Source organism: Flavobacterium sp. YJ01 (assembly GCF_029320955.1).
In the GTDB taxonomy this organism is placed as follows: Bacteria; Bacteroidota; Bacteroidia; order Flavobacteriales; family Flavobacteriaceae; genus Flavobacterium.
In genome coordinates, this window is sequence record NZ_CP119757.1 from 4,518,452 (window position 1) to 4,530,352 (window position 11,901).

Below are 11,901 nucleotides of genomic sequence, written 5' to 3' on the forward strand. Positions count from 1 at the left end.
TGATAAATGTTCTTTAAGCCTCGCCATTTCTGTTGCCGCAGAAATGGCTTTTTTTATTTACAGCAACAGGTTTGCATTGTTTTCATTTTAGTTTTTTTAATTGTTAGTTATTTTAATTTTGAAATATAGGTATGGTTTCAAGAATCAATCGCATGCAGTAAAAAATGCATTTGAATGATTTTTGTATAAACTCAGTAAATATTTTTGGTGATGTATTTAAGAAATCTGCTTTTGAAATAAAGACTAAAAAGCACATAACTAAAAGTAGGTTTTTAACAACAGAAACACATATAACAAAAAGTGTTATAAGTGTATACTTTAGGAAGAATGTAATGCGATATGCTTTCTGTCGTTTTCACAATAATAATTTTTATGTTTGAAACATTATTTAAACTCTACTAATCCTATAGACAAAGTTAAATTTTATATAATAAAAACCAAAAGTTTGTAAAGTTTTTTTTGAAAAATATTCATTCCGAGCAATTTATATGAAAATATTTCTATCGTAATACCTTGTTTTTAAAGGCTTTTCGAATAATTTATAATTTGAACAAATGTTAAGGAAAATAATAATCCAGCATTTAAAATGTAGTATTTTATACTTGTTTTTTTCGTTTTTAAATTCTTCTAAAATTTAAAAACAAGCATAAAAACGTCGAGATGAGAGAAAAAGCATCTTATAATCAGAAAGTAATCAAACTTTTAGTCTGTTAATTACAGATTCGATTTAAGAAAATTCAAAACTAAAGATAGTCACACTTAGTAATTCTAAAATTCTTACAATAGAACGTTTATAAATATTTAATTTCATTTGAAAATAAACACCCTTTTTTTATTGTAATTGTTTAATATGTTGTATTTTAGAGCATTATTATATTAAAGACTAAATTATCTTTAATATGATATATGTCATATTTTGTAAGTATTTAAGATTTTAATTTTGTTGCATTATTGAAGTGCAACTTATTTCAATAATATTTAAAATTTTGATATGAATAACCTCTCTCTATCACACCGTATTTTATTTTTAAATACACTAGCTTTTACAGTATGTTTTGCATGCTGGACATTAAATGGTGTTTTAGTAACTTTTTTGGCAGATAAAGGAATTATTAATTTTACGGTTATTGAAATAGGCTGGCTACTAGGAATTCCAATTCTTTCGGGTTCTATTTTTAGGCTACCAATCGGAATTTTAACGGATAAATACGGTGGAAAAATTATTTTTTCAACTTTACTTTTATTATGTTCCATTCCACTTTTTTTATTGCCCTTCGCTAATTCCTTCTGGAGTTTTGCCGTTTTAAGCTTTTTCTTTGGATTGGTAGGAACGAGTTTTGCAGTTGGAATTGGCTATACATCTGTCTGGTATCCAAAAGAATGGCAGGGTAGAGCTTTGGGAATTTTCGGAATGGGAAATGCAGGTGCGGCAATTACCACTTTTATTGCGCCAACTTTATTAAATTATCTATCAGAAAAAGATCCTATAAATGGCTGGAAAATGCTTCCGGTTATCTATGCGGTTGTTCTTGTAATTATCGGAATACTTTTTATTGTTTTTGCTAAAAACAAAACCAATCAGGGCGTTTCAAAAAATATAACAGAATTATTATCTCCGCTCAAAAAAACTAGAGTTTGGCGTTTTGGAACCTATTACTTTTTAGTTTTTGGCTTTTTTGTTGCCTATTCGCAATGGCTTCTTCCCAATTTTATGAATGTTTACGGTACAACTTTAGTAATGGGTGGAATGTTTGCCACAATGTTCAGTTTGCCTTCTGGAGTTATTAGAGCTTTTGGCGGATATCTTTCAGATAAATTCGGAGCTAGAAAAGTAATGTATTGGGTTTTAGGTTCTTCTATTGTGATTAGCTTTTTACTGATGTTTCCTAAAATGGAAATTTTTACTGCTGGTCCTGGTGTAATGGCAATGAATAATGGTGTTGTAACAGAAATTGCAGCAGATAAAATAGTTGTAAACGACAAAATACATCAAATAGAAGCTAAAAAAGATTCCGAAATAAACAGGCAATCTGTTTTTCCGGTAAAAACATCTTGGCAGGAAATCATAGTGAAACAAAATCAAGAAGTAAAAAAGAAAGAATTATTAGCGCAAGGAGTGACACAAATAAATTTTAGTGCCAATCTCTGGGTTTATTTAGTATTGGTAATCCTTATCGGAATTTCATGGGGAATTGGTAAGGCCGCTGTTTACAAACATATTCCAGAATACTTTCCGAATGAAGTAGGAGTTGTAGGTGGAATGGTTGGATTAATAGGCGGTTTAGGAGGATTTTTGGGTCCAATAATCTTCGGATATCTTCTTAATTACACTGGATTATGGACAAGTTCTTGGATATTTATTTTCGTAGTTTCTGTTCTTTGTCTTCTATGGATGCACAGAACAATAATAAATGCGACGAGAACTAAATTACCAAACTTTACAAGAGACATAGAAAGCAATCATTAAAAATTAAATAAAAGAGATATGAAAACTTGGTTAGACAAATGGGATCCGGAAGATGAAGTATTTTGGAATTCTGGCGGAAGTAAAATTGCATGGAGAACATTAACAATAACAACAATAACTTTAATTTTATCCTTTGCTTCTTGGTTTATGATGAGCGTTATAGCTGTTAAATTACCGGGATTAGGATTTAATTTTTCTAAAGATCAGCTTTTTTGGCTAACCGCTATTCCTGGGCTTGCAGCTGGTTTTTTGAGAATTGTACATACTTTTTTATTACCCATTTTTGGCACACGTCATATAGTATCTTTCGCAACATTAATTAAATTAATTCCAGTAATCGGGATTGGTTTTGCCATTATGAATGTCAATACGCCATTTTGGGTTTTTGCTGTTTTAGCATTTACTACAGGTTTTGGCGGTGGAGATTTCTCTTCTTATATGCCAAGTACAAGCTTGTTTTTTCCTCAAAGATTAAAAGGAACAGCCTTAGGACTACAAGCAGGAATTGGGAATTTTGGAGTTTCGATCGCGCAATTTGTTACGCCTTTGATAATTAGCGTCGGAATTTATGGTGCTGCTTCAGGCTTTACAAGTGTTGATCCTAAAGAAACTTTAGCGCTTTTACAAACTTCAAGTTTAGAAAAACAAAAAGAAGTTTTTGCCACTTTTGATGCTGAAGTTCAGACTAAAATACTTTCTAACGTAAAGACAAACGTCATCGATTCGGTAAGTAACGCAATAAATTCGACTGATAATGTTGTTATTTTTAATGCATTACCAATAAAAGCTAAAGCAAAAGCTATCGCAAATGCAAATCCAAAACTAGCCGAAAAAATCTTAGACAACATAAATCCTGAAAATACAGCTGTTAAAAAATCGGAAATTTACTTGCAGTCTGCAGCATTTTGGTATGTTCCATTTTTAATTATTATGGCAATTTTAAGTTGGTTTTATTTAAGAAGCATTCCAATGATGGCTTCTGTAAAAGAACAAATGGATATTTTCTCAAACAAACATACTTGGTATTGCACGATAACTTATGTAATGACATTTGGAACTTTTGCAGGTTTGTCTGCTGCTTTTCCCCTGATGATTAAATTTCTTTACGGAGATTTTCCAAATGCGCCAGATCCTTTAGTATATGCATTCTATGGTCCATTATTAGGTTCTGCCAGCCGTATTGCTTTCGGATTTGTTGCCGATAAAGTAGGAGGAGCAATCCTAACAACCATTACAGGTTTAGGAATTTTAGCTGGAGCAATCATATTGGTAACGCAGGGATTAGTTGCACCAACAAGCATGGAACAATTTCCTCTTTTTGTAACTGTAATTTTAGCTATGTTCTTCTTTACCGGAATTGGAAATGCGGGTACTTTTAGACAATATCCAATCATATTTAAAGAAAATCCACGTCAGGCAGCTGGAGTTATTGGTTGGACAGCAGCAATTGCAGCTTTTGGACCTTTTATCTTTTCTAAATTAATTGGAAATAATATTTCTGCTAATGGTACTGTAAATCAATTCTTTATTGGTGTTGCTATTTTCACTATATTAGCTACAGGTATCAATTGGTGGTTTTACAATCGTAAAAATTGTGAGAAACCGAGTTAAATAAGTAATCATTTAATTTTATTAAAGATGAAAAATAAAACGTTTAATACCAAAGCCTTACTTGTTGCAACTCTGGTTTCTATACTTACCATTATACTCGTTTTTTATGGTTCCAGAAAATTGCAGAATTTTGATGCAGCCTTAGTCACTTATTTATTCGGAACCGTATTTGCTTTCTTCGGAATAGTTTACAGATATACCGTTTGGTTGCAAAGACCTCCAACTTGGATGTATTTCAAAAGAAGTTTGAAATTTCTTTTTACAGGAAAAATATTTTCACATTTGTGGTTTTTAGGAAAAGAAACTGCTCAGAATATCGTCGTTCAAAAATTTATTTACCCAAGAAGCAAATGGCGCTGGTTTGCCCATTTTTGTATTGCATTAGGATGTTTATCCGCATTTGCGATAACAATTCCGCTTACATTTGGATGGATTCATTTTACGCTTGCACCAAATTCAATTTCCATCTACGAAGCACATTTCTTCGGATTTAAAATGATGGATTTTAAAATAAATTCCTTTTTGGCATTTCTTATTTTTCATGCCTTAAACTGGTCTTCATGGTTAGTAATTATAGGTTCTGTTTATTATTTAAGAAGAAGACTAACCAATCCTGGATTAATTGCAACACAGACTTTTGAAGGCGATTTGTTACCATTAATTTTATTAATCGCCATTTCTGTAACTGGTTTATGTTTAACCTATTCCTATCAGTTCATGAAAGGTTTTGCCTATGATTTCCTTGCTGTAATTCATGCGGTAACCGTAATCATGTTTTTAATATGGATTCCGTTTGGAAAATTCTTTCATATCATTCAGCGTCCCGCACAAATTGGAGCACATATTTACAAACAGGAAGGAATCAAACAAGGAATGGCAGTTTGTCCGCATACTGGAGAAGAATTTGCTACAAAACTTCATATAGATGATTTAAAAATCGTAACCAAAGAACTAGGTTTTGATTTTACACACGAAGATGGAACTTCTCACCTCGATTTAAGTCCAGAAGGAAAAAGATCTCGTTTAGCGCAAGCTCATTTAAAAGCCAGACTAGAAGGCGGAAATTTATTTGGATAGAAAAAAATAGTTTCAAGTTTTAGGTTTCAAGTTCTATGCGCAAACATGAAACATGAAACCTGAAACAAAAAATAACAAAAAACAAAATGGCAAAACTACCCGTAGCAACTGAAAAAATAATTGAAGCATTTGGGCCACATCTAAACTACGCTCCCGTAGACGGATATAACGGACGTGATGAACCAGATGACGTTGTAAAAACACATTGCTGTTTTTGCGGAATGCAATGCGGAATTCAATTATTGGTAAAAGAAAATAAAGTAGTAGGTTTTGAACCGTGGATGGAATTTCCGTTTAACGAAGGGCGTTTGTGTCCAAAAGGAGTTCAAAGATATCTTCAAAATAATCACCCAGACCGACTTTTGCACCCAATACAAAGAGTAGAAGGAAAGGGGTTTGAAAAAGTTTCATGGGATGATGCGATGGATAAAACCATTTCTGAAATAAAACGTATTCAGGAGAAATATGGTAAACATGCTTTTTCCATGTTATCTGGAGTTTCATTAACCAACGAAAAAAGTTATTTGGTTGGAAAATTTGCTCGTGTTGCTTTAAAGACAAGAAATCTTGATTACAACGGAAGGCTTTGTATGGTAAGCGCTGGGGCAGGAAATAAAAAAGCATTTGGTTTAGATCGAGCTTCAAACAATTATTCGGACTTAGAATATGCCGAAGTTATAATTGTAACTGGAGCCAACATTAGTGAAACATTCCCAACCCTAACACATTGGATTTGGAAAGCCAGAGATCGCGGAGCAAAATTAATTGTAATCGATCCAAGAATGATTCCGTTGGCAAGAACTGCCGATATTCATCTCGATGTAAAACCAGGAACAGATTCTGCTTTATATGGCGCAATGCTAAAATATTTGGTAGATCACGATATGTTAGATCATGATTTTATCGATAATTATACATCAGGATTTCAGGAAACGATTGATGCTGTTAAAGATTATACTTTGGAATGGGCAGAAGAAGTAACTGGAATTGATAAAGAGAAAATAAAAGCTGCCGCAGAATTATGGGGAAAAGCAAAAACAAGCTTTTTACTGCACGCGCGCGGCATTGAACATCACTCAAAAGGTGTTGATAATGTTTTAGGTTGCATCAATCTGGTTTTGGCAACAGGAAGAATTGGAAGACCATATTGTGGTTACGGAACTATTACTGGACAAGGAAATGGTCAAGGCGGAAGAGAGCACGGGCATAAATGTGATCAATTACCCGGAAACAGAGATATCGAAAACCCAGAACACAGAAAATACATATCTGAAGTTTGGGGAATCGACGAAAAAGATTTACCTGGAAAAGGACTCACTGCTTATGAAATTATAGAAGCCATTCACAGAGATGAAATCAAAGGATTAATTTCGATTTGTTTCAATCCACTGGTTTCGCTTCCAAACAATAATTATGTACGTTCAGCATTAGAAAAATTAGAATTTTATGTTTGTATTGATTTCTTCTTAAATGAAACGGCAAGGCATGCCGATATTGTTTTGGCAGGATCTTTACAGGAAGAAGAAGAAGGAACAACAACATCTGCAGAAGGACGAGTTATAAGAATCAGACAAGCAGTTACACCTCCGGGAGAAGCAAGAACGGATACTTCAATTTTATTAGAAATAGCCAAAAGATTAGGTGAGGAAGACAAATTCACGTACAATAACAGTGAAGAAATCTTCAATGAATTGCGTGTAGCATCAAAAGGTGGTACTGCTGATTATTTTGGAATTACGTATAAAAAAGTAGAAGATAAGATGGGAGTTTTTTGGCCTTGTCCAACAGAAGATCATCCAGGAACACCAAGACTTTGGGAAGATAAAAAGTTTAAAACACCAGATGGGAAGGCGCATTTTAATCCCGCACCGTACAAACTTCCAGGCGAAATTACAGATGAAGAATATCCAATAACATTAACAACTGGCCGAGTTGTTTCGCAATACTTAAGCGGAACGCAAACACGTCGAATTGGAAAATTGGTAGATCAATTTCCGGAACCAATGTTAGAAATTCATCCAGAATTAGCTGCAAAATACGGAATCAAACAAAGAGAATTAGTGAGAGTTGCAACAAGAAGAGGCGAAGGAACTTTTCCTGCCAATATTGTAGAAACCATTAGAAAAGATACCGTTTTTATTCCGTATCACTGGCCGGGACATAAATCAGCCAATCAACTAACGCCGGGAACTTTAGATCCAATTTCTAAAATTCCGGAATTTAAAGTTTGTGCCTGTTTATTAGATCCGCAAGGAAAAATAGCGCCGCCGGCAAAAGAATCTGAAGCGTATGCAAGTGTTTAATCTATAAAAAAATGAAGTTATGAATTTGACCAATTTTAATACAAACGAAGAGTTTTTTGTAGATATGCAGCGCTGCATTGGCTGCAAAGCCTGCGAAATGGCCTGCGCCGAATGTGAAACCAACGGTCAGCAAACCTTAATAAGTGTAAATTATGTAGATCGTTCGTCGACGATCCAAACCACAGTTCAGGTTTGCATGCACTGCGAAGATCCGGTTTGTGCCAATGTATGTCCAGCTGATGCCATTTCACAAGACGAATTTGGGGTAGTACATACCGCAAACACAGAAAGATGCATAGGATGTTCAAACTGCGTTATGGCTTGTCCTTTTGGAGTGCCTAAAAAAGTCGAAGAGTACGATTTGATGATGAAATGTACAATGTGCTACGACAGAACAAGCGTTGGTAAAAAACCAATGTGTGCTACAGTTTGCCCAAGCGGAGCATTGTTTTATGGAACAAGAGAGCAAATCGAAGAAATGAGACCAAACAGCACACCAATTAATAACTTCATTTTTGGACAGGAAAAAGTCAAAACAAAAGTCAATATTATGATGCCAAAAGGAAGTACAGAATTAAGAATTTATTAAACCAGAATCATGTCAAAAGAAGATAATTTAAATCAAAACTGGAAGAAAGATTTCCCCATAAAAAAACAGGAATCTACACAAGTCAGCCGACGCGATTTTGCTAAATTCCTGACTTTTGTTTCTGGTGGATTAATGGTTGGAAGCGGATTCGTAACTGCAAAAGCCTTTTTATTGCCAAAAGAAGAAGTACAAGGCGAACATTTTATCTGCAATAAAGAAGATGTTCCTGTTGGAGGAACAAGAGGTTTTGTTTTAGAAGGAAGTACAATTCCATATATATTAATTCACTTAGAAAGCGGAGAATTTAGAGCTTATGAACAAAAATGCACACACCTTTCTTGTTCAGTATATTACAAACCAGGCACTGGAATTATACATTGTCCGTGTCACGAAGGTTCATTTGACGCTTCGACTGGAGATGTTATTGCCGGACCGCCGCCACGAGCTTTACCACAATTAGAAGTGGTTTTTAAAGAAAATGCTGTTTTTGTAAAAGCAATGATTGAGAAAAAAGACATCTAGAATGTATAATTTAAATTTATAGATATGAGTACTTTTAGACGAAGCCAGAATCGCGCTAACCCTAATAAGCTGAACAATATACTTTCGACACTTATTTTTATTTTGATTTTAAATGTAAGTATTCAAATCTGGCTTTTATATGCTTCTTTGAATAATGCATTAGAGAATAACAAAGAAATTTTAATTCCTGCATTTATAGCTTCTTCAATCTTATTTTTTATTGGATTTGCTTGGTTGTATTATCTTCCAAAAGGTAATTTTAGAAATAAATAAGCAGAACTACTTTCACTTTTAAAGCTATTTGAGTTTTTATAAATCTATGTAAAAGAATTAAGCTAAATTTATATTTTAAAAAAAAGTGTACTTAATTGATTGAACTAAGTAAAAATACTTATATTTGTAATAAGTATTTTTTTGCTTGTAAAAAATAGCCTAATGATTAAAGTAGAAGAAGCCATAGCGATTATTGAAGCTAATAGCACCAAAATGCCAACCAAATTAATTTCGGTTAGCAAAGCGTTAGGATATGTTTTGGCAGAAAAAGTAATTTCACCAATCCACATGCCGCCGTTTCGACAGTCTGCAATGGATGGATATGCTTTTATGCATAGTATTCGACATCAATATGATATTGCTGGGACTTTGCAGGCGGGAGATCATTCAAACATAAAATTAAAGTCAAACGAAGCAGTACGAATATTTACTGGTGCTATTGTTCCCGATAATGCAGATACTGTTGTTATGCAGGAACATGTAATGGCAAACAAAGATTCGATTTTGATTGCCACAATGCCTGAAAAACTTTCAAACGTTCGCCAAAAAGGAGAACAAATTGCAAAAGACGATATAGTTTTTGAAGCCAATACTTTAATCACACCCGCAGCAATTGGATTTTTAGCTTGTTTAGGAATCATGGAAGTTGAGGTTTACAAAAAACCGAAAGTAGCCATTTTAGTAACCGGAAACGAATTAGTACAACCAGGAAAAAAACTAAAAAAAGGAAAGATTTTCGAAAGTAATTCGGTTATGCTAGAAGCAGCTCTGGAAACTATTGGAATCAAAAAAACGAAAGTTTACAGAGTAAAAGATAATTTGAAAGCCACAAAAAGCGCGCTTAAAAGTATTTTAAAAAAATATGATGTTGTTTTAATTTCTGGCGGAATTTCAGTTGGCGATTATGATTTTGTAAAAGAAGCTTTGTTGCAAAACGGCGTTCAAGAATTGTTTTATAAAATCAATCAGAGACCGGGAAAACCAATGTTCTTTGGCTCAAAAAATGAAACTTTAGTTTTTGCTTTGCCTGGAAACCCAGCTTCATCGTTGACGAATTTTTACATTTACGTTTCGCCCGCAATTAAAAACAAATTAGGATTTTCGAACATTCATAAAACAAAAGTAGTACGTAAATTAAATTCGGAGATTAAAAATAGTACAGGAAAAACATTATTCTTAAAAGCAAAATATGACGAAACAAAAGTCACTGTTCTCGACGGACAAAGTTCAGCAATGCTAAATACTTTTGCCGTTGCAAATAGTTTGCTTATTGTTCCAGAAGATGCTCAGGAATATAAAAAAGGGCAATTAGTAACATTATTGCCGATAGATTAAAGTGACAAAAGAAAAAGTTTGAGGTAATTGATGAAAAGCGGTATATAAATGAAAACATACAGATCTTAATTTGAAACTTTAAACCTGAAACAAAAACAACAAAAAAACAAAACCATGGAAACACTTACAGTATTTATTCTTTGTGGAGGAAAAAGTTCCAGAATGAAATCGGAGAAAGGATTGGTTTTGTTTCAGGAAAAACCATTTATAGAACATATTATTCAGGCAATTTTGCCTATTACAGATAAAATAAAATTAGTTACGGCTTCAAAAGAATATGATTATTTGGAGTATGAAAAAATCCCAGATTTGGTTTTAGATAAAGGACCGTTGGGCGGAATTTATACGGCTTTATCACATTCTGAAACTGAATTCAATCTAATTTTGAGCTGTGATATTCCGTTAATTTCAACAGAATTATTACAGGAATTAATTTCAAAACATACCAAAGAAGCTGAAATTACAGTTTTTGCTACCGAAAGTAAAACACATCCTTTAATCGGAATTTATTCTAAAAGTATTGTTCCGATAATTAAAGAAGCAATTGAAGCGAACGAATTGAAAATGATGGATTTGCTGGCGAAATTACCGCATCAGATTATCAATATAGAAGAAAGCGAGAACTTTCATTTAACCAATATTAATTCGACTGATGAATTAAACGATCTGAATATCAATTTAATTTAAAGACTATGCGAGATTTAAAAACCCCAAAATTGACGATTGTAGGCGCTGGTCCTGGTGATATTGAATTGATTACGTTAAAAGCAATTAAAGCTTTAAAAAGTGCCGATGTAGTTTTGTACGATGCCTTAGTAAACGAAGAATTGCTAGGATATGCATCAAATGCTGAAATTGTTTTTGTTGGAAAACGTTTAGGCTGTCACGCTTACACACAAGATCAGATTAACGATTTGATTGTTTCGATGGCAAAAAAACACGGACATGTTGTTCGTTTAAAAGGTGGCGATCCTTTTGTTTTTGGAAGAGGAAGTGAAGAAATTGAATTTGCTGAAGATTTTGGAATTGAAACCGCAATTGTTCCCGGAATTTCTTCAGCTTTAGGAGTTCCTGCTTCAGTTGGAATTAGTTTGACGCAGCGTAAAGTTGCCGAAAGTTTTTGGGTAATTACCGGAACAACTTCTGATCACAAGTTGTCAAAAGATATTCAACTGGCTTCGAAATCTGCAGCAACTGTAGTTGTTTTAATGGGAATGCATAAATTAGACGAAATCATTTCGATTTATCAACAAAACAGAAATGACGATCTGCCAGTCGCAATTATCCAAAACGGTACAAAAAATTCAGAGCAAAAAGTAATTGGAACTATCAATACAATTACTAAATTGGTATCTGAAAAAAATATATCATCGCCAGCAATTATTGTAATTGGCGAAGTGGTAAGAAATACATCGACCTGGATTTCGTATTTTCAAGAACACTTTGAAGACGAATTTATTTTCCAGAATTTAAATTTATAATAATGATTGAGGTAAAATATTTTGGAGCTATCGCTGAAAAAACGAAATGTGAATTCGAAGAATTATCTTTTTCTGAAGAATTATCCTTGCAAAAACTATTGCAGGATTTGAACGCAAAATATGAGTTCGAATCACTGACTTTTAGCGTTGCTGTAAATCAAAAAATAGTTTCAAAAGTTTCAGATTACGTTTTGCAAACAAGTGATGTTGTTGCTTTATTGCCACCATTTGCAGGAGGTTAAT

Annotated in this window: 11 protein-coding genes; all 11 read left to right on the top strand. The window is 33.5% G+C overall.

Annotation, left to right across the window (positions count from 1 at the left end):
• Positions 1 to 991 precede the first annotated feature (991 nt).
• The 11 genes from P0R33_RS19750 (at position 992) to P0R33_RS19800 (ending at position 11,900) form a co-directional block, all read left to right on the top strand.
• Entirely contained in the window at positions 992 to 2,467 is a 1,476-nt protein-coding gene (locus tag P0R33_RS19750) for an MFS transporter (RefSeq protein ID WP_276172880.1), read from the top strand.
• 18 nt (positions 2,468 to 2,485) lie between these two features.
• Positions 2,486 to 4,078, top strand: coding sequence for an MFS transporter (locus P0R33_RS19755; RefSeq protein ID WP_276172881.1), 1,593 nt, complete (start codon positions 2,486 to 2,488; stop codon positions 4,076 to 4,078).
• A gap of 27 nt (positions 4,079 to 4,105) precedes the next feature.
• The gene (locus P0R33_RS19760) at positions 4,106 to 5,155 is read left to right on the top strand and encodes an MFS transporter (protein ID WP_276172882.1); all 1,050 of its coding nucleotides are present in this window, start codon (positions 4,106 to 4,108) and stop codon (positions 5,153 to 5,155) included.
• An 86-nt stretch (positions 5,156 to 5,241) separates the two neighbouring features.
• On the top strand, positions 5,242 to 7,458 hold the full coding sequence (locus P0R33_RS19765) for a molybdopterin oxidoreductase family protein (RefSeq protein WP_276172883.1): 2,217 nt from the start codon (positions 5,242 to 5,244) through the stop codon (positions 7,456 to 7,458).
• A 19-nt stretch (positions 7,459 to 7,477) separates the two neighbouring features.
• The gene (locus tag P0R33_RS19770; protein ID WP_276172884.1) at positions 7,478 to 8,047 is read left to right on the top strand and encodes a 4Fe-4S dicluster domain-containing protein; all 570 of its coding nucleotides are present in this window, start codon (positions 7,478 to 7,480) and stop codon (positions 8,045 to 8,047) included.
• A gap of 9 nt (positions 8,048 to 8,056) precedes the next feature.
• Entirely contained in the window at positions 8,057 to 8,569 is a 513-nt protein-coding gene (locus tag P0R33_RS19775) for a Rieske (2Fe-2S) protein (RefSeq protein ID WP_276172885.1), read from the top strand.
• Between the two features lie 24 nt (positions 8,570 to 8,593).
• Positions 8,594 to 8,842 carry a DUF6755 family protein gene (locus tag P0R33_RS19780; protein ID WP_276172886.1) on the top strand — a complete coding sequence of 83 codons (249 nt, stop codon included), beginning with the start codon at positions 8,594 to 8,596 and terminating at the stop codon, positions 8,840 to 8,842.
• 162 nt (positions 8,843 to 9,004) lie between these two features.
• Complete coding sequence (gene glp / locus P0R33_RS19785) at positions 9,005 to 10,177, top strand: gephyrin-like molybdotransferase Glp (RefSeq protein ID WP_276172887.1); 1,173 nt, start codon at positions 9,005 to 9,007, stop codon at positions 10,175 to 10,177.
• A gap of 114 nt (positions 10,178 to 10,291) precedes the next feature.
• Positions 10,292 to 10,864, top strand: coding sequence for a molybdenum cofactor guanylyltransferase (locus P0R33_RS19790; RefSeq protein ID WP_276172888.1), 573 nt, complete (start codon positions 10,292 to 10,294; stop codon positions 10,862 to 10,864).
• A 5-nt stretch (positions 10,865 to 10,869) separates the two neighbouring features.
• Positions 10,870 to 11,658 carry a uroporphyrinogen-III C-methyltransferase gene (gene cobA, locus P0R33_RS19795; RefSeq protein WP_276172889.1) on the top strand — a complete coding sequence of 263 codons (789 nt, stop codon included), beginning with the start codon at positions 10,870 to 10,872 and terminating at the stop codon, positions 11,656 to 11,658.
• 2 nt (positions 11,659 to 11,660) lie between these two features.
• Positions 11,661 to 11,900 (top strand): MoaD/ThiS family protein, encoded by a 240-nt coding sequence (locus P0R33_RS19800; RefSeq protein ID WP_276172890.1) that lies wholly within the window; start codon positions 11,661 to 11,663, stop codon positions 11,898 to 11,900.
• Position 11,901 lies beyond the last annotated feature (1 nt).